The organism is Bradyrhizobium sp. ERR14, assembly GCF_014198235.1.
Taxonomy (GTDB): domain Bacteria; phylum Pseudomonadota; class Alphaproteobacteria; order Rhizobiales; family Xanthobacteraceae; genus Bradyrhizobium.
The window spans coordinates 331,245-355,862 of sequence record NZ_JACIHD010000004.1 but is presented as its reverse complement, the minus strand read 5'-3'; the positions used below and the strand labels follow the sequence as shown (position 1 = coordinate 355,862).

Genomic DNA, 24,618 nt, shown 5'->3' with positions numbered 1-24,618 from the left:
GCGGATTCCTGGCGCTATTCCTGGCGCCTAAGATCGGTGCCGATCAGACGCCCAGCACGTCCGCGAGCCGCAGCTCGTCGGCGGCGGGGTCCTTGAGGAACAGCTCGTCCTCGATCTCGGTCAGATGCGACAGCATCTGCGCGCGCGCCGCCTGCTTGTCGCGGTTGCGGATGGCGGCGACGATGCCGGCGTGATGATCGGTGCCGCAGGCCGGCGTGTCGTGGCGGCGGTACAGCAGGATGATGAGCGAGGAGCGCGCGATCAGCTCCTTGAGGAAGCCGAGATAGATGCTGTGACCGCTCATCTCGGCGACGAGCTTGTGAAACTCACCGGAAAGCCGGACCGAGGCGCGCGCGTCGCCGCGCAGCTCGGCCTCGCGCTCCTCGGTGAGATGTTGCTGGAGACGATCGAGCCAGGCCGGCGACATCGCGTCGATGGCGTGATCGACGATGGTGGGCTCGATCAGGCGCCGCGCCTCGAACACCTCGCGGGCATCGGCGGGCGTGGGACGCGCGACGAACGCGCCGCGGTTCTTCTCGATGTTGACGATGCCCTCATGCGCAAGTTGCTGCAGCGCGGTGCGGACCAGCGTGCGGCTCGCGCCGTAGATCTCACCGATCTCGTCCTCGCCGAGCTTCGTGCCCGGCAGCAGGCGATGCTCGAGGATCGCGGCGGTCACGCCCTCCCGGATGCGGCTGACGCGATCGCTCGCATCTGGCGCGTCGGATTTGGGGCGGGACTTGGCGGCCATTGGTTCGAGAGTTGGGCTTGAGGGCGATCGACGACGTTCGCTTCGAATGTTAGTCGACGACCTGTATCCAATCACAGGCGAAACTTTATACAATCTTCGCCCATTTTGTGTGCAAATGACTATGCAGGCGGCGGGCAGCCCGGATGCCCAGGATTCGATCTAACGATCTGACTCCGCTGCACAGTTTCGGAATTCGGCCGGCCAAGCGGCGGTTGGCACGGACCTTGCGGAGAGAGCCCGGAAGCACCGCCCCTCCTCGGACACGCCATGGCCACTCCCGCCGCTCTCGAACTGGTCGCCGTCACCAAGCGCTACGACACGACGCTGGCGGTCGACACCGTCAATTTGAAGATCCCGGCCGGCACCTATTGCTGCCTGCTCGGCCCGTCCGGCTGCGGCAAGACCTCGACCCTGCGGATGATCGCGGGCCACGAGGCGGTCAGCGCCGGCGACATCATCCTAGGCAGCCAGAACGTCACCGACCTGCCGCCGGCCGAGCGCGGCACCGCGATGATGTTCCAGTCCTACGCACTGTTTCCGCATCTCAGCGTGATCGACAATGTCGCCTTTGCGCTGAAGATGCGCGGCGTCGACAAGCCGACGCGCCACAAGAGCGCCGGCGAACTGCTCGAGCTGGTGGCGATGAGCCAATATGCGGGCCGTCTCCCGGCACAGCTCTCCGGCGGCCAGCAGCAGCGCGTTGCGCTCGCCCGCGCGCTGATCACCGAGCCGCAGATCCTCCTGCTCGACGAGCCGCTCTCCGCGCTCGATCCTTTCCTGCGGGTGAAGATGCGCGGTGAATTGAAACGGCTGCAGCGCGAGCTCGGCATCAGCTTCATCCAGGTCACCCACGGCCAGGAAGAGGCGATGGCGCTCGCCGACCATATCGTGGTGATGAACCACGGCCGGATCGAGCAGCAGGGCACGGCCCGCGACATCTTCCACCATCCCCGCACCGAATTCGTGGCGCGCTTCATCGGCGGCCACAACGTGCTCAGCGACGCCGGCAAGCTGATCGCCGTGCGCGCCGATCAGCTAGGCATCGCGCCGTTCACCGACGGTGCGTTCGGCGCGCCGGCGCGGCTGATACAGACCGAGTACCAGGGCTCCTACATCGCCGTCTCGCTCACGCTCGACGACGGCACCGCCCTGTTCTCCCACGTTCCCGAAGCCACCTTCGACGTCCACCCGTTCCGTCCGGGCGATCGCGTGCTGGCCACCTGGGATCCCGCCAAGGCGCAACGCCTGCAATAGCGCCAATCGATCACTGGAATGCGCAACAGAGGAGTGACTGACATGAGCGAGACCACAAGGACTAAGGGCGTCAGCCGCCGCACGCTGCTCAAGGGCACCGCCAGTCTGGCCGGCCTTGCCGCCGGCTCCGGCGCCATCACCGGCTTTCCCTATGTGAAGTCGGCCGAGACCAAGGTGCTGCGCTATCTCGGCACCGCCGTGAACGAGGGCGACGACATCTCCAAGCAGTGCCTGAAGGACACCGGCATCAAGATCGAATACATCACCGCGACGACTGACGACGTCACCAAGCGCGTGATGACCCAGCCGAACTCCTTCGATGTGCTGGACACCGAATATTTCTCGCTGAAGAAGATCGTGCCGTCGGGCAACATCCTCGCGCTCGACGCCAGGAAGATCAAACAGTTCGACAACATCACGCCCGTCTTCACCAAGGGCGAGACGCCCGGCGGCAAGAAGATCGGCGGCCAGGGCACCGCACCCTGGAAGGTGCTGTATCTCGAAGGCAAGGACTCCAAGAAGTTCGCGACCTCGGCGACTGAATTCGTCACGCTGATCCCGACGGTCTACAACGCCGACACGCTGGGCATCCGCCCCGACCTGATCAAGCGTCCGATCAGCTCCTGGTCCGAGCTGCTCAACCCCGAGTTCAAGGGCAAGGCCTCGATCCTCAACATCCCCTCGATCGGCATCATGGACGCCGCGATGGTCGTGGAAGCCACCGGCAAGTACAAATATGCCGACAAGGGCAACATGACCAAGGAAGAGATCGATCTCACCATGAAGGTGATGACCGAGGCCAAGAAGGCCGGCCAGTTCCGCGCGTTCTGGAAAGACTTCAACGAGAGCGTCAACCTGATGGCATCAGGGGAAACCGTGATTCAGTCGATGTGGTCGCCGGCAGTCACCAAGGTCCGCTCGATGGGCATTGCCTGCACCTTCCAGCCGCTGAAGGAAGGCTATCGCTCCTGGGCTTCGGGCTTCTGCGTCTCCAAGGGCGTGTCAGGCGCGAAGCTCGAATGGGCTTATGAGTTCGTGAACTGGTTCCTGTCCGGCTATGCCGGCGCCTATCTCAACCGCCAGGGCTACTACTCCGCCGTGCTCTCCACCGCGAAGGCGCATATGGAGCCCTACGAGTGGGCCTATTGGATGGAAGGCAAGCCGGCCGAGAAGGACATCAAGGCGCCCGACGGCTCGCTGCTCGAAAAGGCCGGCGCCGTGCGTGACGGCGGCTCCTATGAGGACCGCATGGGCGACGTCGCCTGCTGGAACGCGGTGATGGACGAGAACGACTACATGGTCCGCAAGTGGAATGAGTTCATCGCGGCGTAATGGACATGTCGGAAGAGGTCCTGCAACAGGCGTCCCCGGGCTTGATCCCGGGGTCGGGCACAGCGCGCGCGGCAAAGCCGACGCGCCTGTCGCCCTCCTTCATCTCCTGGCTTCAGGCCGGGCCGATGATGTTGGTGTTTCTGGCCTTCTTCCTCATTCCGCTCGTCTTCGTCGTCATCGTCTCGTTCTGGGACTACAACGAATACCAGTTGCTGCCGGCCTTCTCGGGCCGCGGTTACACCGACACGTTCGAAGGCTGCATCGCGCAGCTCCCCGACCTCTGCACGATCGGCAAGACCTATCTGAAGACGCTGAAGCTGTGCTTCCTGGTCTGGGCGATCACGCTGTTCATCGGCTTCTGGGTCGCCTATTTCCTCGCCTTCCATGTCAAGTCCAAGACCTGGCAGATGGGATTGTCGCTGCTCTGCACGATCCCGTTCTGGACCTCCAACGTGATCCGTATGATCGCCTGGATCCCGCTGCTCGGGCGCAACGGCCTCGTCAATTCCGGCCTGGTCAAAACGGGCCTGATCAACCATCCGCTGGAATGGCTGCTGTTCTCCGAATTCTCCGTGGTGCTGGCGCTGGTGCACCTCTTCACCTTCTTCATGGTGGTGCCGATCTTCAACTCGATGATCCGCATCGACAAGTCGCTGATCGAGGCCGCCTATGACGCCGGCGCGACCGGCTTCCAGACGCTGGTCAACGTCATCATACCGCTGGCAAAGCCCGGCATCGTGATCGGCTCGATCTTCGTCATCACCATCGTGATGGGCGACTTCGTCACCATCGGCGTGATGGGCGGCCAGCAGATCGCAGCTGCCGGCAAGATCATCGAGACGCGGGTCAACGCGCTGCAATTCCCCGCCGCCGCGGCCAACGCCGTGATCCTGCTTGCGATCACCTTCCTGATCATCACCATGATGTCGCGCATCGTCGACATCAAGAAGGAGCTCTAGAGCATGACGGAAGGACGCCCGCGCTCGTTCTACGTGCTCGCGATCTTCTTCGCGGCCTATGTGCTGTTTCTCTACGGGCCGATGATCGCGATCTACGTGCTGTCGTTCCAGGGGCCGCAGGGCGGCCTCACCTTCCCGATGAATGGCGTGTCGACCTTCTGGATCGCAAAGCTGTTCCAGGGCACCGGCATCGTCGACCTCGGCGCGGCCTTCCGCCGCTCGCTGCTGCTCGGCGTGATCGTGATGATCGTCACCGTCGTGCTGTCGGTCGCCGCCGGCATGGCCTTTCGCAGGAAGTTCAGGGCGCAGAGCATCCTGTTCTATTCGGCGATCGCCAGCCTGATCGTGCCCTCGATCATCACCTCGCTCGGCATCTCCCTGGAATTCCGTATCATCGACGATCTGATCAAGGCGCATTGGAACGAGAATTTCGAGACCTCGATGGGCCTCCTCACATCGGGTCTCGGCGCACACCTGACCTGGACGCTGCCGTTCGGCCTGCTCATCATGTTCGCGATCTTCAACCGCTTCGATCCCCGCCTCGAGGAAGCCGCGCGCGATCTGGGGGCGACGCCGTGGCAGACGTTTCGCCATGTCGTGCTGCCGATCATCCTGCCTTCCGTGATTGGCATCGGCCTGTTCGGCTTCACGCTGTCCTGGGACGAGCTCGCCCGCTCCAGCCAGGCGATCGGGGCGGTGAATACGCTGCCGCTCGATCTGCAGGGCCTGACCACCACGGTGACGAATCCCGACATCTACGCGCTCGGCACCGTGATTTCGGCCGTCTCGTTCACGGTGATCACGCTTGCGCTCGGCACCATCCACATGCTCAACAAGCGGCAGGCGGCGAAGGGTTCGGACGCCGGCAAAGGGCTCGTCTGATCCGATGCGGCTGCACGTCGTCAATCCCAACACCACAGCGTCCATGACGGCGAAGATCGCCGCTGCAGCGCGCAGCGTCGCCCTGCCCGGCACGGTGATCGACGCGCGGCAGCCGACGATGGGCCCGATCTCGATCGAGGGATTTTACGACGAAGCCTTCGCCGTGCCCGGCATGCTCGGCTGCATCCGCGAGGCCGACAGCGATGGTGCGGAGGCCCACATCATCGCCTGCTTCGACGACACCGGCTTGGATGCCGCGCGCGCCGTCGCGAAGGCGCCGGTGATCGGCATTGGAGAGGCCGGCTTCCACATGGCGAGCCTGATCGCCGCGCGCTTTGCCGTGGTGACGACGCTCGGTGTCTCCATCGTGCCGATCGAACATAATTTGCGGAAATACGGCCTCGCTGAGCGCTGCGCCCGCGTGCGCGCCGCCGAGGTCCCGGTGCTGGCGCTCGAGGAGCGCAACACGGACGCGCTCGCAAAGATCTCCACCGAGATCACGGCCGCGATCCGCGACGACCGGGCGGAAGCCATCGTGCTCGGCTGTGCCGGCATGGCCGATCTCGCCGCTGAGCTTGCCGCCACGCACGGCCTGCCCGTGATCGACGGCGTCGCCGCGGCGGTGACGCTGGCGGAATCACTGGTGCGGCTGGGCCTGAAGACCTCCCGGCTCGGACCCTATGCGGCACCGCGCGCCAAGACCTATTCCGGGCCGTTTGCGCCGTTTCAACCTTGATTCCCGCGCCAGGGCGGAGCCTTGGAGGCCGCAAGGCCCGCTAATTCCTGGTTTTTTGGCCCTTAGCCTCTTTTTGGTCCCATTCCTTGCGGAAACGTAACACTTTCGGGACGCCCCGGCGACCTCTGGTTGCCGGTCTTCGCCACTCACCAAGTTTCAATTTGGGTTTTGTCAGCGATGATCGATCTCGCCCAGGACACACCGTCGAACCCTCTGCTTCGCCTTGGCGCCCAGCCCATCGCGCTGACCGCCGCTGCGCTCCTGCTCCTGATTGCGGGGGTGACCTCGATCGCGATCTGGCGGGCCTATACCGGCGCCGCACCTGAAGCCGACCGGGTGGTGGCATCGCGGCAGCTCCAGGCCCGCACGGCCCAGGCCTCCGAACAGCTGGTCGAGAAGACCAAGGGGCTGGAGGCGACGCAGCAGGAATCGATCGACCAGCTGCAGGTCGTGCAGGACCAGCTCCAGACGATGAAGCGGCTGATGGCGGCGCAGCAGGCCGACACCAAGCGCCTGTCCGAGCAGGTCGCATCGCTGAACGAGTCCATCGACGGCTTGCGGCAGTCGTTTGCCAGCGCACGGGCGACCGAAGTTGAAACGCCCTCGGTTACCCGCAGGAAACCGGCGCGGCACCGTGCCCACGCCAGCGCGCGAAAGCGCTCGCGCGGCTGAGCGTCCGCCCCGCGGTGGAACTTTATTTTCGCCACTTGTGAACTGGATCACATTCAGCCGTATGATTCCGCGCGATGCTCGCCCCTACCGGATGGCGTGAGCCGATTTCAATGTCCGGGGCTGGCAAGGTCGTTGACGGTATACTGCGTCAACGGCCTTGTTTTTTTGTGGGACGCTATTCGCAGACGTCCACGCGGCGGATACGCCAGCCCGCCGGCGTCATGACGCGCTTGCGCGCGACGTAGCAGCCGCCATAGCCATCGTTATAGTCGCCGTAGCCGGTACTATAATAGGTGGGACCGCCGTAATAAGGGTAGCCGTACCCGTAATAGCCGCCGTAGTAGCCAGCACCGGCGATCCCCGCCCCGATCGCAACTCCGGGCCAGAAGCCGCCGCCATGCCAATGGCCGCCATGGCCCCAGCCGCTCCCGCCGTGCCCCCAGCCGCCATGTCCCCCGCCGCCATGTCCGAATCCGCCTGCGTGGGCCACCTGCGGCGCCGACAGCCCGACCGCCGCGACGGCCAGCGCCGCCATCATCATCCTGCGTAACATCACTCGATCCTCCGCGTGGACACGCTCCACGCTTCAAAGCAGGATCAAGCTAACGTCCCTCGGGCATTCGGGACAGCCACGCTGTCTCACTTCCGCGCGAGGATTAGCAGCCGCGGCAGATGCTCTTGAGCTTCTTGTCGAGCATCCGATTCTCGGCATTGACGGTGGCATCGGCGCTGCCGCCTGTGCCGCTGCCGGTCGTAACTCCGGAGCCCGGGCCGGATGACTGAGCCGTACCCAGGCTGTTGGTGCCGGGCGGTGGAGCCGGCGAGTTGGCGACGCCTCCGCTCGATCCGACGGAGCCTCCAGTCGATCCCGCAGCGCCTCCGGTCGATCCGGCAGAACCGCCGCCCGCCTGCGCGAATGCGACGGCTGGCATCGCCACAAGGGCGAAGATCACCATCATGGTCTTGATTGAGACGGTTGCAGACGATGCGGCCATGAGAATTCTCCTTTACCGGTCAACCGCCGCGGCGAAGGCCGGTTCCGGAACAAATGCCGTCACATCAGCTTGAAAGCGAGGAGGCTCATCACGATGACCGATCGCGATCCTTTTGCAGAAGGCGAACGCGCCGCGCGCGACAACATCCCGGCCGAAGCCAATCCTTACCTCGACGGCAGCGACGAGCATGCGCTGTGGGCCGCCGGCCACGAGAAGGTCGCAGGCGCAATCGAAGCGCGCGAATCCGAAGGGCGCTGACGCGGTGCTGCCGTGAGGGCGCGCATAATCGCTAGGCGGCCGCCACCCTATTCTCCGTCCGGTCCTCGACCATGGTCACGAACATGTGGGACTCTTCGCTGGCGCCACCGATCTGAACCCGCCGTGCGGAGATGACGCGGCGCCCGCGCGCGGGATTGTCGATGGTATCGATGATCGGCTCGAGCTGCTGCTTCTGCGCGAGCAGCTGCTTGTCGCGCCGCTCGATCAGTTCGGCCGCCTCCGGGGAGAACAATTCCCGCGCGGTCTTGCCGATGATCTCGCCGCGCGACATGCCGATCATCTTCTCGGCCGCCTTGTTGACGAAGACGTAGCGCAGATTGCGCGCATCCTTGGCGATGATGCCCTCGGCCACGTTCTCGATGATGGTGGCGAGGAAGCGCTCCATCCGCTCGAGAATGCGCTCGCGCTGGCGCTGTTCGGTGACGTCCTCCTGCACCGACACCCAGCCGCCGCCGTCCATCGGACGCTCGTAGATCTTGATGATGCGGCCGTCGTTCAGGGCGATCTCGTAGGCCGCCGGTTCGCGCCTGGCGATCCGGTCGAGAACAGCTGCGACATATTTCGCGACGTCGCCGCTGAACAGCCCGCTCTTGACCCGGTGCTGGAGGATATCCTCGAGGGTCGATCCGGCCTGGATCGTCTCGGGCAGATTGTAGATCTGCCGGTAGTTCGAGTTCATCGCGACCACGACCGCCTTGCCGTCGAGCATGATCAGGCCCTGCGGCATGCTGTTGATCGCCGCCGAGAGCTGCCACTTCTTGGCCTGGTACTTGTCGTTGAATTGGTCGCGCTCGGTCCGCGCGGCGTCCCGCGCCTGGGCGGTGCCGAGCTCGAGCTCCTCGAGCTCGAAGATGCGCGCGACGGCGTCGCGGAAGTTCTGCACGGCGCGCGCAAGGCGTCCGATCTCGTCGTGACGGCCGAGATGCGGCACCTCGCTCTTGACGTCGCCTTGCGCGATTCGGTCGGTCGCCTGCGTGATGTCGGCCAGGGCGCCGACGATCGAACTGCGCATGACGACGACGTTGAGCGCCGCCAGCATCAAGGCGGCGAGTCCCAGTGCGAACAGATAGGCAGCCGCATAGCGGTTCTCATTGGCGAGTTCGTCCGCCTCGCGGGCGCGCTGCTGGTAGATGCGCTCGAGCGCCTCGATATCGCTGTTGAGCTTGCTGCGCACGGTGCGGTTGGCGTCATTGTCGCCCCATTCGCGTCCCGCGGCCGGGCTGATCTCGATCCCGCGCCGCACCAGATCCTGACGGAAGTCGATGAATTGCAAGATGCGCTGGCGGAAGCTCGCGAACAGCTCGGCGTCGTCGTCGCCGACGTTCTTCTCCATGCTCTTCACGGCCTCGGCGAGCTCGCGGTTGCGCCGCACCAGCCCGTCCGCGAACGGCTTCATCGCACGACGATCGGCCGACATGTAGATGCCGCGTGATTCCATCACGATGGCATAGATCAGCGCATTGATGCGCCCGACGCCGATCGCCGCCTCGGCGGCGGTGACATGCATGTGGCGATACGTCGTCTGCAGGCGTACGGACTGGACCGACATCACCAGGAGGAAGGTGGTGACGATCGCAAGGAAGGCGGCGATGCTGTAGACCTTCTCGGCGACGGTCAGCGTGTCGGCGCCACGCGCTAGTCTTACGAACTTTTTCAATAGATTGGTTCCGGCACCGAAGCCGGATCCCAGCGCCGTCGCATTCATGGCGACGCTCCTCCTGGTTGAAAACGCTCGACGATAAGCGTGATCGCGCTAGCGGAGGATTAAAGTACCGGCCTGTATTTTCACGGTACGGAACCGTGCCGCCGGGCCGTCCGGCCGCGCGATCTCAACCGATCCGCTTCAGGCCCTTCTTGAAGCGCGGACCGTTGGCCACGTAAAACCTCGCCGCACTCCCCATCTTCTGCACCTGGGCGTCGTCGAGCGTGCGGATCACGCGCGCCGGTGAGCCGATGATCAGGGAACGTTCGGCAAATTCCTTGCCCTCGGTGATGACGGAACCGGCGCCGACGATGCTGTTGCGACCGATCTTCGCCCCGTTCATCACGATCGAGCCCATGCCGATCAGCGCGCCCTCCTCGATGGTGCAGCCGTGCAGGATGACATTGTGGCCGACCGTGCAGTTCCGACCGATGTGAAGCGGAAAGCCGAGATCGGTGTGGCAGGTCGAGCCGTCCTGCACATTGGCGCCCTCGCCGATCTCGATCCACTCATTGTCGCCGCGCAACACCGCGCCAAACCAGACGCTTGCACCCGGCTTCAGGCGCACGCGGCCGATCACGGTGGCGGTCTCGGCGATGAAATAATTGCCGTCGGCGGGAAGGTCGGGCGCCTGCCCGTCGAGCTCGTAGATCGCCATTGGGGGTCTCCTGTCGCGTTGACCACTGGCATAGCCAAACGGCAGCCGCGACGCAAAGGCCCGCGCCGGCAGAGCTCAATGCGCGGGCGTCAGCCCAGAACGCCGGCCGCGCGCAGCGTCATCAGGAAGAAGGTGCCGCTCATCATGCTCCAGAAGCCGGCGATGAGGGTCGCCATCATCACGAACTCGGCGCGGCGGCTTTCCACCCGCATGCCGCGCAGCGTGTTGCGCATGATGATGAAGGGCGCGGCGAACACCAGGAACGGCACCGCAGCGAAGGTCTTCGGCGCCACGCCGTCCTGCAGCAGGCCGAACCCGGCGGGCCGCTGCGCCAGCGCCTGGTATCCGTTCACGAGCGCACCCGCGAGCGCGAAGCCAATGCAGATCGAGAAGAAAGTGTTGAAAGCTTCAGGTGTCATCGGAACGGTCCGCCCTTACGCAACGCCGAGCATTCCTGTGACAAATGGTGCGGGTTAACGCTACATTATCCTTAAGGGAAGGTTAACGCCGCCGTCCTGTCCACGCAGGGCCGCCCCCGCCCCCCGCAGCCGGGAACGCTGCGCGAAATCGCCGCCGCGTGGCATATTCGCCGCTGATTCGTCGGCCACCGGCCGACTTCCGGCTCGACCTCGTACAAGCTCATGACGGTGTTCTCGGCAGCTCCCCATAGGTCCCCCCGCACGCGCACCTGGGCGCATGCCGTCCCGATCGTGCTCGGCGGCATTGCTGCGGTCTGCGCGGTCGCGCTCGTCGCCTATCTGTTGTGGCTGACCTGGGGCACCCGCGGCGCGAACGCCCCAGACAAGCTGCCGGTGAGCGTCGGCGGCACGCTGTTCAACCTGCCGGTGACGGCGATCCGCATGAAGATCCAGCGGCACTCCGGGCCGCAGGAGCGCATCGATCTCGACTTCCTCTATCCCTCGCTCGAGCCGCCCGGCGCGCCGAAACACGTCACCGCCGACACGGTGGAGGCGGCGGTGCAATCGATCGACCGCATCTTCCTGTCGATCACGGCCCATCACGATGCGCTCTCGCCCGAGCAGCGGACAGCCACGATCTATCCGCGCTATCTCGACCAGGCCGCAGCGACGCCCGCGGACGGCCTGACGATGCGGATGTTCCGTGCTGACACGCCATACGGCAGCGAAGACTTCTATTCGGCTGCAAGCCCGGCGCTGACGGCGCGCTGCACCCGCGATGCGTCAACGCCCGGCATGTGCCTGTCCGAGCGCCGCGTCGGCGGCGCCGACCTCACCTTCCGCTTCCCGCGCAGCTGGCTGTCGCAATGGCGCGATGCGGCGGAGGCGATGGACAGGCTGACGGCGCAGCTGCGCGGGCCGAGGAGCTGAGCGCGGCCGCGAGATCGGCTTGCAGGCCGGGCTCAACCCCTCACCGAACCAAATCTCGAAAAACAACCCCATGCACAGTAGCCAAGTCACGGCCGCACTTCGTATTTTTAGATATTCGTTTTTTCCGAATTAGAGCTTGACCCGTCGGGCAAAACCCATGGGGATCTCAAGGCCACATCATCCACACTTGATGCGGGCAGGCTCAATCCTGCCCCTTCCGCGCCCGATAAAGGCTCGGCGTCGTGCCGACCGCCTTGCGGAAGGCGCGGTTGAAATTGGCCTGCGAGGAAAATCCCGCGGCAAAGGCGATATCAACCAGCGGGCGATCGCTGGTCGATAGGAGCCGCTTGGCGAGATCGAGGCGCTGACGGCTGACATATTCGTGCGGTGCAGTTCCGGTCGCCGCCTTGAAGCTGCGGGAGAAATGCGCCGGGCTCATGCAGGCCACCGATGCGAGATCATTCACGGTGAACTCGCGCTCGACGGATGCGTCGATGAATTCCGTGACGCGCGACAGGCGCCTCGCATCGAGCGGTTTCTGCACGGCATAGGATTGCTTCAGCCGGACTGAACTGGCGGCGTAGCTGTGCACCAGATGGGCGGACAAGGCCCGCCCCAGGCTTTCGATCAAAAGGCGGCCTGTGGAGGTCTCCTGCGCGAGCTCCGCGAGAATGCGGTCCGCGACATGCTCGATGAACATGTCCCGATCGATCGTCTCGTAACGGATGGACATGCCCGAGGGATCGATGTCGAGATCCCTGAGCATGGTGTCGTCGAACGGCTTGCCCGGAAGAAAGAGATGCAGGCATTCCTGCATCTGGTTCTCGACGCGGATGAAGTCTTCGCGGATGCCGGCCGGGCAGAGCCAGACGGTGCCTCTCCGGCCGAAGGTGCGCTGCCGCATGCCAGCGCCTTCGCGGTCGACGACCGAACTGCCGCGCAGCAATATCGCGATCTCGGTGTCGCGCGGCAATTGCGGAGGGAGATCGCCCGGCTCATGACTCCATCGCTCCGCCAGGAGATGACCCCACCGCCGGTCGTTGGACGTCTGGAGCATTCTGCCGGTAACATATTTATCGACAGAGTTGCCAAGCATACCCATCGGAAATCTCCGCCAGATCACGCGATGTACGGGTAGAGAGGTATTGCCGGTTCCAGCAATTAGCATGCCAGAGAACCGCCAGGGCGTCCACCGGACGAGAGCAGTCCGGGACAACAACACCGCACGTTTTGAAAAGCCAAGGCGGGTCCGGCCGCCGCATCCTTCGGACCGTCTTGAATCAGGAAGCGGAGAGATCCATGGCGAGGTCCACGGTCATAGGCGCATGCCCCCACGACTGCCCGGACACCTGCTCCATCCTGACCACGGTCGAGGACGGCAAGGCGATTGCCGTCCGCGGCAATCCCGATCACCCGTTCACGCGCGGACGGCTCTGCGTCAAGGTCAACAATTACGAGGAGCGCGTCTACAGCGACAAGCGCATCCTCCATCCGCTGAAGCGGGTCGGCCCGAAGGGCTCCCGGCAATTCCAGCGGATCTCCTGGGACGAAGCCATCGACACCATCGCATCGCGCTGGACCTCCGTGATCGCCGAGCACGGCGCGCAGGCGATCCTGCCCTACAGCTATCTGGGCACGCAGGGCATCATCAACGGGTTGAATGTCGGAGATCCCCTCTTCAACAAGCTGGGTGCGACAGTGCTGGAGCGCACGTTCTGCGACTCCGCCTCGTGCACAGCGTACATGATGACGATCGGGCACACGCCCGGCGTCGACCCCGAAAGCTTCGTGCACTCGAAATACATCATCCTGTGGGCCTGCAACACGCTGAGCACGAACTCGCATCACTGGCCGTTCATCGAGCAGGCAAAGAAGGCCGGCGCCAAGCTCGTCGTGATCGATCCCGTCCGCACCCGTACCGCGCGCCTCGCCGACTGGCACATTCCGATCCGGCCCGGCACTGACGCCGCGCTCGCGCTGGCGATGATCCACGTCATCATCAAAGAGAACCTTGTCGATCGCGACTACGTCAACAAATACACCGTTGGCTATGAGGAGCTGGCCGAGCGGGCCGCGATCTACACCCCTGAATTTGCCTCGCAGGAAACTGGCATTTCCGTCGACGACATCCTCAAGCTGGCCAGAGAATTTGCGACCACACCGCCCGCCGTCGTACGCATCGGCGTCGCGGTCGAGCGGCATGCCGGCGGCGGCCAGACCGTGCGTGCGATCGCCTGCCTTCCGGGGCTGATCGGCGCCTGGAAGCATGTCGGTGGCGGCCTGCTCCAGCTGCCAATCTGGGCCTTCCCGGTCAGATGGGACGTGCTGATGCGGCCCGATCTGCAGCCCGAGACAATGCGCGTGCTCAATTCCTGGCGGCTTGGAGCTGCGCTGACCGGCGAGCTCGGCTTCGACCCACCGGTCAAGGCGCTGTTCGTCTACAACGCCAACCCGATGGCGATGGTGAGCGAACAGGCCAAGCTCGAAAAAGGGCTCGAACGCGAGGATCTCTTCACCGTCGTCAGCGAGCACTTCCTGACCGACACCGCCAGATATGCCGACATCGTTTTGCCCGCAACCACGCAGCTCGAGCAGAAGGACATCATGTTCTCCTGGGGGCACCTTTACCTCTCCTACAACAACCAGGCGATCGCGCCGCTCGGCGAAGCCGTCTCCAACACCGAGCTGTTCCGCCGCCTGGCGCGCGCAATGGGCATCACCGACCCCACTTTCTTCCGGACCGACGACGAAATCATCGAAGCTTCGCTCGACTGGAGCAGCCCGGTTCTCGAAGGCATCACGCTCGACGGCGTCAAGACCAAGGGCTATGCGCGCCTCAACATGCCGGCGCCCGCCGACTGGGCGCCGCATCGCGAGGGCAATTTCCCGACCGCCTCCGGCAAGTGCGAGTTCAAATCGACGATCGCGGGCGGCGGCAACTTCGTGGTGCCGCTGTTCCGCCAGGGCTACAACGGCGACCAGGATGCCACGCCGGTCGATCCCCTGCCCCACTACATCCCGCCGAACGAGAACCCGCGCACGGCGCCGGTGCTCGCGACGCGCTACCCGCTCAGCCTGATCTCGCCGAAGAGCCACGCCTTCCTGAACTCGAATTACGGCAATCTTCCCGCGCAAACCGCCCAGGCCGGCGAAGAACAGGCGGTGCTTCTCAATCCCGATGATGCCGCACAGCGCGGGATCGTCGCCGGCGCGCCCATTCGCGTGTTCAACGATCGGGGCTCATTCGAAGCCTTTGCGACCGTTTCGTCCGACATCATGCCTGGAGTCGTGGTGGCGCCGTCCGGGTACTGGCAGCGGTCCAATCGCAAGGGCGCGACGGTCCACGTGCTGACACCGCCGGCGTTCGCCGACCTCGGCCGGGCCCCGACATTCTCCGACATCCTCGTCCAAGTCAGCGGGGCGTGACGATGACTTATGTGGTCACCGACAATTGCCGGGGGTGCCGATACACCGAATGCGTCACGGTGTGTCCCGTCGAGTGTTTTCACCTCGATGAGTCCATGACCTATATCGATCCGGAAAACTGCATCGACTGCGGCGGCTGCGCGCCGGCCTGCCCGGTCGGTGCGATCGAGCCCGACTATCGCCTCGCAGCCGACAAGAAATTCTGGATCGACGTCAACCGCAAGCGCGCCGCCGAAACTCCCGTCATCAGCGCGCGCCTGGTGCCTCTGCCGGGCGCCGACGAACGCCGCCTGGCGCTCGGCCGATGACGGGCGGGACGCGCGTCGCCGTCGTCGGCAGCGGACCGAGCGGCTTCTACACGGCCGAGGCCCTCTTGCGTTCCGGTACATCCGTGACGGTTGACATGTTCGAACGGCTCCCGGTGCCGTACGGGCTGGTGCGGTTCGGCGTGGCGCCCGACCACCCGAAGCTCAAGCAGGTGACGGCAGCGTTCGACCGCATCGCCGCCATGCCCGGCTTTCGCTTCATCGGCGGTGTCACGGTCGGAGACGATGTCACGGTCGACGAGCTGCGTGAGGCCTATGACGCCGTCGTATTGGCAACGGGCGCCGAACTGAGCCGGCCGCTGGGCATTCCGGGCGAGGCTCTTCCCGGGAGCCACAGTGCCGGCGATTTCGTCGCGTGGTACAACGGACACCCCGATTTCGCCGATCTCAGCTTCAATCTCGACCATGAGGCGGCAATCATTATCGGTCACGGCAATGTCGCACTCGACGTCGCACGCATTCTCGCCAAGACCGCCGACGAGCTGCGACAGACCGACATCGCGCGCCACGCGCTCGAGGTGCTGGCGGCGAGCCGGATTCGCGAGATCTCCATCGTCGGCCGCGGCGGACCGGTGCAGGCCAAATTCAGCGCCAAGGAATTGCGCGCTTTCCTCGAATTGAGGTCATGCGACACGCTCGTCGACGACCGCGATGTCACGCCGAAGGACTTCGAACCGCAGCATCCCGCAGATCCGGAGCTGGTCGAGAAGCTGTCGCTGCTGCGCGGATTTTCGCAGCAGACCGCGACCAGGCCGCGCCGCTGTGTCTTTCGATTTGGCTTCTCGCCCCTCGCGATCCACGGACGAGACCGGGTGGAGACCCTCTCGGTGACGCACCGGTCCGGCGCCGTCGAGGACATCGCCGGCGGCCTCGTGTTCGGCAGCGTCGGCCGCAGGACGGCGCCCGTCACCGGCGTGCCCTATGACACACATCGCGGCGTTCATGCCAATGCCAATGGACGTGTCACGAACGGGCATTGTGTGATCGAGGGCCTCTATGCCTGCGGATGGAGCAAGCGCGGTCCGAACGGCACGATCGGCACCAATCGCGGCTGCGGCATCGCCACGGCAGAGGCCGTGCTGGCGGATCTTGCGCATCGGCGAGCGCGCCCGGACACGCCGGATGCGCTGCTGGCACGCGTCGTCGGCCGCGTCAGCCGCGTCGTGAGCTATCCGGACTGGATGGTGATCGATACTGCCGAGAGATCCAGGGGAGCCCTGCTCGGCAAGCCGCGGGAAAAATTCGTCACAATCCCCGACATGCTCGCAGCGGTGGGCGCGTAACCCCGGAACCGATCGCGCCACCGGACCGCACTAAAGCGCGATGCGATCAGGATGAATCGTCATCGCGCTTTAGGTTGTTGTTTAAGCATGATCTTTTCGGAAAACCGCTGCGCACTTTTCCGGACCACGCTCGCATCTACTCCTGATCGACGAGATCGTCCTCGAGGATCGCCATCTGGAACTGGAACGAGCGATCGTCGTCCTCGTCGTCGACGAAGAGAACGCCGATGAATTCCTCGCCGATATAGACTTCGGCGGAATCGTCCTTCTTCGGCCGCGGCACGACGCGGATCTTGGGATTGCCGAATACGCGCTTCAAATACGCATCTAACTTTCTGACTTCTTTGACGTCCACGGCAAGTCTCCGATCGAAAATGGTCGGCGGGTTTTAGGACGAGACGCGACGAACCGCCAGCATGAATTGCCAAAGAATTTGGGGACCGAAAGGGCCGGAAATCCGGCCCTTTTCGCCTTCAAAGCCAAGTCTTAAAGCCCCAAGTCTTAAGCCCCAAGTCTCAAAGCCCCATCGCGTTGATCATCTGATCCATCGTGCGCGACGGTTCGGCGCACCCGGCCTCGCCGACGACCTTGGCAGGCACGCCCGCGACGGTGACGTTGTGCGGCACGGGCTTGACCACGACCGAGCCGGCGGCGATGCGCGCGCAATGGCCGATCTCGATGTTGCCGAGGATCTTCGCGCCGGCGCCGATCAACACGCCATGGCGGATCTTCGGATGACGGTCCTCGTTCTCCTTGCCGGTGCCACCGAGCGTGACGCCGTGCAGGATCGAGACGTCGTCCTCGATCACCGCCGTCTCACCGCAGACGAAGCCGGTGGCGTGGTCGAGGAAGATGCCGCGGCCGATGCGCGCGGCGGGATTGATGTCGGTCTGGAACACCGCGGAGGCGCGGCTCTGCAGGTAATACGCAAAATCCTTGCGGCCCTTCAGCCAGAGCCAGTGCGCCAGGCGATGGGTCTGGATGGCGTGAAAGCCCTTGAAGTAGAGCAAGGGATCGATGAAGCGCGAGGTCGCGGGATCGCGATCGTAGACGGCCACGAGATCGGCGCGGAAGGCGTTGCCGAGATCGGGATCGTCGCGCAGCGCCTCGCCATAGGTCTGGCGCACGAGGTCGCCGGACAGCGCGGAGTGATCGAGCCTGTCGGCGACACGGTGGATCACCGAATCTTCCAGGCGGCTGTGATGCAGCACCGTCGAATAGATGAAAGTCGCAAGCTCGGGCTCGCGACGGACGATGTCCTCCGCTTCGCCCCGGATCCGGTCCCAGATCGGATCGAGCGATGCGAGCTTTCCTCCCGGATTGACCTGATGCACTGCCATGGATTTGCTCTTTGGGATTTGCTCTTTCGAGTGGGCTCGTTTTGCCGGCTTTATAGCATAGTGTAGGCGACGAAGTCCTGACCGGCTTGCCTGAGAGTGAACAGCGCCTTGCCCTGCCAAAGCATGCCAAGACATTGAAACACAACAGTTTCTTTCGAAGCCCCCAAGCAGCAAGGTCGGCTCAAAGTGGTCAGAGTTTTGCCAAATTCAAGTCGGGCGGCGTCAAACTATTGGTGAATTCTCTCCCGACCCTTATTGCGAGCATGGTTCGGGGCGAGGACGGGGAACAGATTTGAGCATCACCACCGATCAATTGCGCGCACGCGCCGCGGATACGCTTTGGCTGCGTCTGGCGGCGGTCGCCCTGCCCCTCCTGATGATCGTGCCGGCGTTCTGGAACGGCTACCCGCTGTTGCAATGGGATACCGGCGGCTATCTGGCGCGCTGGTACGAGGGCTATCTCGTCCCCAGCCGCTCCACGGTGTTCGGCCTCTATCTGCACTTTGGCGAGAGTTTTGGCTTCTGGATCAACCTCGCGGTCCAGTCGCTGGCAACGCTGTGGCTGTTGCAGCTCACCCTGCGCGTGCTCTCGATGATGCAGACTGTCCGCTTCGTCGCGATCAGCCTTGGCCTGATCCTGTCGACCGCGCTGCCCTGGCTTGCGAGCATGCTGCTCACCGACATCTTTGCAGGACTCTCGGTGCTGTCGCTGTTTCTCCTGGTCGTCGGCGCAGGCCGAACCTCGGCGCTCGAGAAAATCTCGCTGTTCGTCTTCACCGCCTTTGCCGCCGCCACCCACAGCGCCACGCTCGGCGTGTTGCTCGGTCTTTGCGTCGCGGGCTGGATGGTACGGCCGTTTCTCAAGGAGCGCCTTCCGCTGGCCGGATTGGCGCAGGCCAGCCTCACCATCGTTGCGGGCGGGGTGATGCTGGTCTCGGCGAATTATGCGCTGTCCGGCAAGCTGGCCTGGACGCCCGGCGGCTACGGCGTCGCCTTCGGCCGCATGATGCAGGACGGCATCGTCGCGCGCTACCTCAACGACCATTGCCCCCGCGAGCGCTACAAGCTGTGTCCCTATCGCAACGAACTGCCGGCGACGGCAGATGAGTTCCTGTGGGGCAAGAGCATGTTCAACGCGCTCGGCCGCTTTGAAGGCATGAACGAGGAGATGGGTTACATCGTCGTGCAGTCGCTGAAGGATTATCCGACCTGGCAGGCCGGCGCGGCGCTGCGGGCGATGGGCCAGCAATTGCTGCATGTCGCGACCGGCGAAGGCACCAATGGCTGGATCCCGCACACCCGCGGCATCATCGAACGCTACGTCCCCGCGCAGGCCGGGCCGATGCGCGCCGCGCGGCAGCAGAATTGGCAGCTCGACTTCACCGCAATCAACCGGCTGCACGTGCCGGTGGCGCTGGCCTCGATGCTGGCGCTGGTCGCGCTGCTCGGCCATGCGCTCGCGAACCGCCGGCTGGACGATTTGACGCTGCTGGCGGCGACCGTGACGCTGGCGCTGCTCGGCAACGCTTTCATCTGCGCCGTGATTTCAGGCCCGCACGACCGCTACGGCGCGCGGATGGTGTGGGTCGCCACCTTCGTGGTGCTGACGGCGCTGGCGCGGCGGTTTGGCGAAACTGATCCGTCCAGGCCGGATCATCGCCACTCCTAGATGGCCCGGGCTTATCTAGTCCGCTTGCGTAACCAAGGCGATGGACGGCATGCCCGCCGCGCTCGACAGCCTGGATCACCTCGCTTTTATTTTCGGCTGCTCTTCGACTTGCCCGAGAAACGTGTCCGCAAAACCCCGTCCAAGGAGAGCTAGCATGCCCTATGTCGCGTCCGCAGACGGCACCCAGATTGCCTACTCCGTCGACGGCAGCGGTCCGGCGGTCATCCTTACCACCGGCTCGCTCGATGACGGCAGCGAGAACGCGCGACTTGCAACAGAACTCAGCCGTTGGTTTCGCGTCGTAAATTATGCGCGGCGCGGTCGCGGCGAGAGTGGTGACGGGCGCGAATATTCAGTTGCCCGCGAGATCGAGGACATCGCCGCGCTCATCGACGCCGCGGGGGGCGGCCGTGCCGCGCTCTACGGCGTGTCGACCGGCGGCGCCCTGGCCCTCGAGACGGCTGCCACATTGCGGTCCATCGATGCGGTCGCAGTCTATGAAGTGCCCTACGACCTCGCGCCGGAGACGCCGCAACAGCAGCGGGCCTATGTGGCCGAGCTCGACAGACGACTGTCGGCGGGGCGGCGCGGCGATGCCGTAGCACTGTTCATGGAGCTCGCCGGAAGTTCGGCTGAAGAGATCGCCGGCGCTCGCGCGCATCCGGTCTGGCCGAGTCTCGAGCGAATAGCGCATACGTTGGCCTACGACGCTGCCGTGCTGGGGACCCGCCAAGCCCCGTTGGAACGTTTCGCGCGCCTTCACCAGCCGGTGCTGGTTGCCACGGGCGGCGGCATCCCCCCGTTCGAAGGTGCGGCCGACGCGCTCGCGGACGCGATCCCCCGGGCCCGGCGAAAGGTGCTCACCGGTCAGGGCCACGTGGTGGACCCGGCCGTGATGGCAGCAGAACTGAAGGCGTTTTTCGAGGAGGCTAGGCCGGCCACGTCGTCAGAGCCCCGTTAGATCGCTACTTGCACGGCGTGCTTCGCCGCGCTGGTTTTCGAGGGTACGGCATCGATGTCCGCAGTTTGGCCTTTGCTGACGTCCCATAACCGCCCTTAGCGACCTCCGGGATGCTGAAAGGTCGTCACCCCGGCCGCCGCCGGCGCCGGAATTCCCTCCTGCTCGTAGGAACAAAATTTAATTGATTTAATTTATTTAATATTATTTAATACCTCTCGAGAGAAATGACCATGCCAGACCAGGACGATGGCCGACGGGAATTCTTGAAGACCTGCGGAAAGTTCGTCGCGGTGACGCCGCCGACCATCACCCTTTTGCTATCAACGTCCCTCACGTCCAACGCGATTGCACAGTCTGGCGCGGGGGGCGGTCCACCATGACCATCAGCACCATGGCAACAATGGCCGGCGCAACGGCGGCCGCAATGGCAGCCCCAACGGGAAGGGCGATAGAGGCCGCTGAGCCGATGCGCGGCCTGCGGAAGGAGACACAATGCAGCCCAGGCGCCGTGACGTAGATTGGCACTTCGCCTCCATGATCGTCTCGTCGATATGGCTAGCGATCTTGGCTGCCGCGCTTATAGCGGTGCTCATCCGAGCGCAATCCTGACCGCCCAAGCCGCGCGAGAGCGAGGATCGCGGGTCCCGGAACCATAGATGGGGTATTTCGCGATCGCGCGGAAGGACCGTGAGCCTCGGAGAGGCACCAGCTTGCATATTGGATCATCCGATCGACCCAATACGCGCGATGACCTACGGGCCCTGTAACGCCTGTAATGGTCTTCGTGCAACCGCAGCCGCAGACGATGACCGCATCTTCGGCCATCGCACTTGGTTTCGTCGAGCAGCGATCGCTTCGTCGAAAAGGAACAGCCAGAACTGACTTGGCGTTCAACAGCCCATCCGCGTCGGCAAAGAACCCGCGCAACTGAATCCGGTGATAGCCGCCCTTAACAAGAGATTGCCTTCACTTTAGGGGAGGTCGCAGCTTAGCGCTCGCGCCAGGCGCGCATCAACTGATCGGAGAGCGGCTTGACGAGGTACGACATCACCGTGCGCTGGTCGGTCTGAATGAAGGCTTCGACCGGCATGCCGGCGATCAGCTTCAGGTCGCCCAGGCGGGCTATCTCCGCCTCGGGAACTGCGATGCGGGCTACATAGAAGCTCGTCGTGCTCTTTTGGTCGACCGCCACGTCAGCGGACACCTGGCTCACTTCGCCGTTGAGTTGGGGTGTGGTGCGCTGGTTGAAGGCCGTAAAGCGCAACAGCACCGGCTGGCCGACCGACAGACGATCGATCTCATGTGGGGGAATCCGCACCTCCACGACGAGCGCGTCGTGCGTGGGGACGATAAGCATGATCTGCTCGCCGGGGCTGATGACGCCGCCGATGGTGTGCAGCGCCAACTGATGCACGGTGCCGTCCTGCGGCGCGCGAATATCGATGCGTTTGAGCTGGTCCTCGGCGGCAACGCGTTTCTCGACCAGCTCCGAGGTCTTGGCGCGGATCTCGGCGAGATCCTTTCCGACTTCGGTGCGCAGATCCTGATCGATCTGCATGATTTGCAGCGTGGTCTCGGTGATCCGGCCCCTGACTTCGGCGATGGCCGCGACCAGAGCGCCACGTTCGCCATGCAGGCGCACCGCGTCGCGCTCGAGCGTTGTCAGGCGCGTGATCTGTACCAGATTCTTTCGCCACAGGTCGCGCACGCCCAGAAGCTCCTGGTCGATGAAGGTGGTTTCGCGGTCTTTCGCCTGGATCTGCTCGTCGAGCCCGCGGATCTGCTCCCGGAGCTGGCCGATGCGCTCGCTGAGCTGCGCCTTCTTGCCGGTGCGGGCGGCGCGGCGCAACTCGAACAGCTTGCGCTCGCCCACGATCAGTCGATCGACGTCGGGATCGGCGGCACGATCAATGAGGTCGGCGGGAAATTCGAGCAGGTCCTGGCCGTCGCGCTCAGCCTCGAGCCGCGCCCGGCGCGCCGCCTGTTCGTCGAGACTCTTGACGACGATCAGGAGATTGGCCCGCGTCACCGTCTCGTCGAGGCGCACGATCACGTCGCCAGCCGTCACCCGCGCACCCTCGCGAACGTTGAGTTCACCGACCACGCCGCCAGTCGGATGCTGCACCTTCTTGGTGTAGCTGTCGACCACCAGCGTGCCGGAGCCGACGACGGCGCCAGCCAGTTCCGTGGTCGCGGCCCAGCCGCCGGCGCCCCCGGCAAGAATGATGACGCCCACGAGGCCGGCGCGCAGGTGCTGGCGGATCGCGTGCGGAACCTGATTCACCGGCTCGCGGTTCAAAGGCTCGCTCCCTCGGTTACGACCTTAAGCGGCACTGCCGGCCGCGGCTGCATCATCTTGGCCAGCAGCGCGTCCTTGGGCCCGAACGCCTGCACGCGCCCCTCGGCCATCACGATCAATTGGTCCACGCCAGCGAGCGCACTGGTGCGATGCGCGACGACGATGACAATGCCGCCCCGCGCACGCACGCCGTGAATGGCCTGCGTCAGGGCCTGGTCGCCGTCGGAGTCGAGATTGGAGTTGGGCTCGTCGAGCACCACCAGGAAGGGTTCACGGTAAAGCGCACGGGCGAGCGCAATGCGCTGCCGCTGCCCGGCAGAGAGCGCCGCGCCGCCTTCGCCGATCGGCGTGTCGTAGCCTTTCGGCAAGCGCAGCACCATCTGGTGCACACCGGCGGCGTTCGCGGCGGCGATCATCGCCTCGGCATCGGGAACGGGTTCGAAGCGGTTGATATTCTGCGCCACCGTGCCGGCGAACAGCTCGACGTCCTGCGGCAGATAGCCGATGTGACGGCCGAGCGCCTCGGAGCTCCATTGGTCGAGCGCGGCGCCGTCGAGCCGCACCTTGCCGCGCGCCGCCCCCCAAACACCGACGATGGCACGCACCAGCGACGACTTGCCCGATGCGCTCGGGCCGACGATGCCCACCCCCTGCCCCGGGTTCAACGCGAAGGAGGCTTCCAGCACGACGGCGGTCTGCTCGCCCGGCGGCGCCACGGAGACAGCCTCGACGGCGAGGGTCTTGCACGGCGGCGGCAACGGCGTCTTCTCCTCCTCGGCCGGGAGTTGCGCCCATTGCTGCTGCAGACGTTTCCAGCTCTGCCGGGCCGCGATCAGGCTCTTCCAGTGGGCGATGGCGAGCTCGACCGGCGCGAGCGCGCGCGAGGTGAGAATGGCGCCGGCAATGATGATTCCCGCGGTCGCCTCCTGGATGATGACGAGATAGCCGCCGACGGCCAGCACCGCCGATTGCAGCACCATGCGCAGCACCTTGGAGGCGGAGCCGAAGCCGCCGGCGATGTCGGCGGCGCGCCGCTGGGTGAACATGTAGCTGTCATTGACGTCCGCCCAGCGCGCGGCGAGCCGCCCGCGCATGCCCATGGCCTGCAATACCTCGGCATTCCGCCGGCTCGCCTCGGCGAGAGCGTTGCGTTGCGCGATCTGGCCGGTAACTTCCTTCGTGCGCGCACGCGTCAAGCGGTCGGTGAGAAGGGTCAGGGACACGAGCATCACCGAGCCGATCGATGCCGTGAGCCCGAGCAGCGGATGAAACATGAAGCAGATCGCGAGGTAAAACGGGATCCAGGGCAGGTCGAACAGCGCGGTCGGGCCGAGCCCGGAGAGATAGCTGCGCACCTGGTCGAGATCGCGCACCGGCTGCAACCCGTCGCCGCTGCCGCGCGACCGCAGCGGCCAGCGCGCGACGACGTCGTAGGCGCGCGCCGAGAATGCGCGGTCGAGCCACTCGCCGATGCGGACGAGGATGCGCCCGCGCAGAATGTCGAGGAATGCCTGGAACGAATAGAGCGCGCCGACCAGCGCGGCGAGGCCGATCAGCGTCGGCACGCTGCGGCTCGGCACCACGCGGTCGTAGACTTCGAGCATGAAGAACGAACCGGTCAGGTACAGCACGTTCAACATGGCGGTGATCAGGCCGAGCCCGACCAACACGCCGCGACAGGCGTGAAGCGGTGAGGACATTTGATGCGCGCGAGGTGGCTCGTCGGGTCGCGCAGCTGCCGCCGC

At 64.7% G+C, this 24,618-nt stretch carries 24 protein-coding genes and 1 pseudogene; 14 read left to right on the top strand and 11 right to left on the bottom strand.

Features of this window, described 5'->3' with window-relative positions; translation table 11 throughout:
- Positions 1 to 43: 43 nt before the first annotated feature.
- The gene (locus GGD62_RS14920; protein ID WP_092259219.1) at positions 44 to 751 is read right to left on the bottom strand and encodes a GntR family transcriptional regulator; all 708 of its coding nucleotides are present in this window, start codon (positions 749 to 751) and stop codon (positions 44 to 46) included.
- 267 nt (positions 752 to 1,018) lie between these two features.
- Between GGD62_RS14920 and GGD62_RS14915 the strand changes: the two genes are divergently transcribed.
- The 6 genes from GGD62_RS14915 (at position 1,019) to GGD62_RS14890 (ending at position 6,586) form a co-directional block, all read left to right on the top strand.
- Positions 1,019 to 2,005, top strand: a complete 987-nt coding sequence (locus GGD62_RS14915; RefSeq protein WP_183708915.1) for an ABC transporter ATP-binding protein — start codon at positions 1,019 to 1,021, stop codon at positions 2,003 to 2,005.
- Between the two features lie 42 nt (positions 2,006 to 2,047).
- The gene (locus tag GGD62_RS14910; protein ID WP_183708914.1) at positions 2,048 to 3,337 is read left to right on the top strand and encodes a PotD/PotF family extracellular solute-binding protein; all 1,290 of its coding nucleotides are present in this window, start codon (positions 2,048 to 2,050) and stop codon (positions 3,335 to 3,337) included.
- Positions 3,337 to 4,296 carry an ABC transporter permease gene (locus tag GGD62_RS14905; RefSeq protein ID WP_183708913.1) on the top strand — a complete coding sequence of 320 codons (960 nt, stop codon included), beginning with the start codon at positions 3,337 to 3,339 and terminating at the stop codon, positions 4,294 to 4,296. The genes GGD62_RS14910 and GGD62_RS14905 overlap by 1 nt, the downstream gene beginning before the upstream one ends.
- A 3-nt stretch (positions 4,297 to 4,299) precedes the next feature.
- Positions 4,300 to 5,178: an ABC transporter permease gene (locus GGD62_RS14900; protein WP_183234702.1), complete on the top strand. Its 879-nt coding sequence runs from the start codon at positions 4,300 to 4,302 to the stop codon at positions 5,176 to 5,178.
- Between the two features lie 4 nt (positions 5,179 to 5,182).
- Positions 5,183 to 5,914, top strand: a complete 732-nt coding sequence (locus GGD62_RS14895) for an aspartate/glutamate racemase family protein (RefSeq protein ID WP_183234703.1) — start codon at positions 5,183 to 5,185, stop codon at positions 5,912 to 5,914.
- A 177-nt stretch (positions 5,915 to 6,091) separates the two neighbouring features.
- Positions 6,092 to 6,586: a hypothetical protein gene (locus GGD62_RS14890; RefSeq protein ID WP_018322110.1), complete on the top strand. Its 495-nt coding sequence runs from the start codon at positions 6,092 to 6,094 to the stop codon at positions 6,584 to 6,586.
- A gap of 175 nt (positions 6,587 to 6,761) precedes the next feature.
- On the opposite strand, the gene GGD62_RS14885 is transcribed toward GGD62_RS14890, so the two are convergent.
- Positions 6,762 to 7,139, bottom strand: a complete 378-nt coding sequence (locus tag GGD62_RS14885) for a hypothetical protein (RefSeq protein WP_018322109.1) — start codon at positions 7,137 to 7,139, stop codon at positions 6,762 to 6,764.
- Between the two features lie 103 nt (positions 7,140 to 7,242).
- On the bottom strand, positions 7,243 to 7,581 hold the full coding sequence (locus GGD62_RS14880) for a hypothetical protein (protein ID WP_018322108.1): 339 nt from the start codon (positions 7,579 to 7,581) through the stop codon (positions 7,243 to 7,245).
- A 93-nt stretch (positions 7,582 to 7,674) separates the two neighbouring features.
- On the opposite strand from GGD62_RS14880, the gene GGD62_RS14875 reads away from it, so the two are divergent.
- Entirely contained in the window at positions 7,675 to 7,839 is a 165-nt protein-coding gene (locus GGD62_RS14875; protein WP_018322107.1) for a hypothetical protein, read from the top strand.
- Positions 7,840 to 7,870: 31 nt separating this feature from the next.
- On the opposite strand, the gene GGD62_RS14870 is transcribed toward GGD62_RS14875, so the two are convergent.
- The 3 genes from GGD62_RS14870 to GGD62_RS14860 form a co-directional block, all read right to left on the bottom strand.
- Positions 7,871 to 9,565 (bottom strand): PAS-domain containing protein, encoded by a 1,695-nt coding sequence (locus tag GGD62_RS14870; protein WP_183708912.1) that lies wholly within the window; start codon positions 9,563 to 9,565, stop codon positions 7,871 to 7,873.
- Between the two features lie 124 nt (positions 9,566 to 9,689).
- Entirely contained in the window at positions 9,690 to 10,220 is a 531-nt protein-coding gene (locus GGD62_RS14865; RefSeq protein WP_104463504.1) for a gamma carbonic anhydrase family protein, read from the bottom strand.
- A gap of 89 nt (positions 10,221 to 10,309) precedes the next feature.
- Complete coding sequence (locus GGD62_RS14860; RefSeq protein ID WP_018322105.1) at positions 10,310 to 10,639, bottom strand: DUF6949 family protein; 330 nt, start codon at positions 10,637 to 10,639, stop codon at positions 10,310 to 10,312.
- A gap of 222 nt (positions 10,640 to 10,861) precedes the next feature.
- Here GGD62_RS14860 and GGD62_RS14855 point away from each other — a divergent pair, with 222 nt between their 5' ends.
- Entirely contained in the window at positions 10,862 to 11,569 is a 708-nt protein-coding gene (locus GGD62_RS14855; RefSeq protein WP_183708911.1) for a hypothetical protein, read from the top strand.
- A 202-nt stretch (positions 11,570 to 11,771) separates the two neighbouring features.
- Here GGD62_RS14855 and GGD62_RS14850 read toward each other — a convergent pair whose 3' ends face one another.
- Entirely contained in the window at positions 11,772 to 12,671 is a 900-nt protein-coding gene (locus GGD62_RS14850) for an AraC family transcriptional regulator (RefSeq protein ID WP_246800103.1), read from the bottom strand.
- A gap of 197 nt (positions 12,672 to 12,868) precedes the next feature.
- Between GGD62_RS14850 and GGD62_RS14845 the strand changes: the two genes are divergently transcribed.
- The 3 genes from GGD62_RS14845 to GGD62_RS14835 are packed head-to-tail and all read left to right on the top strand — an operon-like array spanning position 12,869 to position 16,604.
- Entirely contained in the window at positions 12,869 to 14,995 is a 2,127-nt protein-coding gene (locus tag GGD62_RS14845; RefSeq protein ID WP_183708910.1) for a molybdopterin-dependent oxidoreductase, read from the top strand.
- A 2-nt stretch (positions 14,996 to 14,997) separates the two neighbouring features.
- Positions 14,998 to 15,303, top strand: a complete 306-nt coding sequence (locus GGD62_RS14840; protein ID WP_026202677.1) for a ferredoxin family protein — start codon at positions 14,998 to 15,000, stop codon at positions 15,301 to 15,303.
- On the top strand, positions 15,300 to 16,604 hold the full coding sequence (locus tag GGD62_RS14835; protein WP_183708909.1) for an FAD-dependent oxidoreductase: 1,305 nt from the start codon (positions 15,300 to 15,302) through the stop codon (positions 16,602 to 16,604). The genes GGD62_RS14840 and GGD62_RS14835 overlap by 4 nt, the downstream gene beginning before the upstream one ends.
- Before the next feature lie 136 nt (positions 16,605 to 16,740).
- Here GGD62_RS14835 and GGD62_RS14830 read toward each other — a convergent pair whose 3' ends face one another.
- Both GGD62_RS14830 and cysE read right to left on the bottom strand, forming a co-directional pair.
- Positions 16,741 to 16,959 (bottom strand): DUF3126 family protein, encoded by a 219-nt coding sequence (locus tag GGD62_RS14830; protein WP_007602550.1) that lies wholly within the window; start codon positions 16,957 to 16,959, stop codon positions 16,741 to 16,743.
- Positions 16,960 to 17,119: 160 nt separating this feature from the next.
- On the bottom strand, positions 17,120 to 17,944 hold the full coding sequence (gene cysE, locus GGD62_RS14825; RefSeq protein ID WP_018322099.1) for a serine O-acetyltransferase: 825 nt from the start codon (positions 17,942 to 17,944) through the stop codon (positions 17,120 to 17,122).
- A 292-nt stretch (positions 17,945 to 18,236) separates the two neighbouring features.
- Here cysE and GGD62_RS14820 point away from each other — a divergent pair, with 292 nt between their 5' ends.
- The 3 genes and pseudogenes from GGD62_RS14820 to GGD62_RS40785 all read left to right on the top strand — a co-directional run bounded on the left by GGD62_RS14820 (position 18,237) and on the right by GGD62_RS40785 (position 21,036).
- Positions 18,237 to 19,613, top strand: a complete 1,377-nt coding sequence (locus GGD62_RS14820; RefSeq protein WP_183234707.1) for a hypothetical protein — start codon at positions 18,237 to 18,239, stop codon at positions 19,611 to 19,613.
- Between the two features lie 154 nt (positions 19,614 to 19,767).
- Positions 19,768 to 20,574 (top strand): alpha/beta fold hydrolase, encoded by an 807-nt coding sequence (locus GGD62_RS14815; protein ID WP_183708908.1) that lies wholly within the window; start codon positions 19,768 to 19,770, stop codon positions 20,572 to 20,574.
- 224 nt (positions 20,575 to 20,798) lie between these two features.
- Positions 20,799 to 21,036 (top strand): annotated as a pseudogene (locus tag GGD62_RS40785) (hypothetical protein).
- 526 nt (positions 21,037 to 21,562) lie between these two features.
- Here the strand turns inward: GGD62_RS40785 and GGD62_RS14810 are convergent.
- Both GGD62_RS14810 and GGD62_RS14805 read right to left on the bottom strand, forming a co-directional pair.
- Positions 21,563 to 22,873: an HlyD family type I secretion periplasmic adaptor subunit gene (locus tag GGD62_RS14810; protein WP_183708907.1), complete on the bottom strand. Its 1,311-nt coding sequence runs from the start codon at positions 22,871 to 22,873 to the stop codon at positions 21,563 to 21,565.
- The gene (locus GGD62_RS14805; RefSeq protein WP_183709019.1) at positions 22,870 to 24,573 is read right to left on the bottom strand and encodes a type I secretion system permease/ATPase; all 1,704 of its coding nucleotides are present in this window, start codon (positions 24,571 to 24,573) and stop codon (positions 22,870 to 22,872) included. The genes GGD62_RS14810 and GGD62_RS14805 overlap by 4 nt, the downstream gene beginning before the upstream one ends.
- Positions 24,574 to 24,618 lie beyond the last annotated feature (45 nt).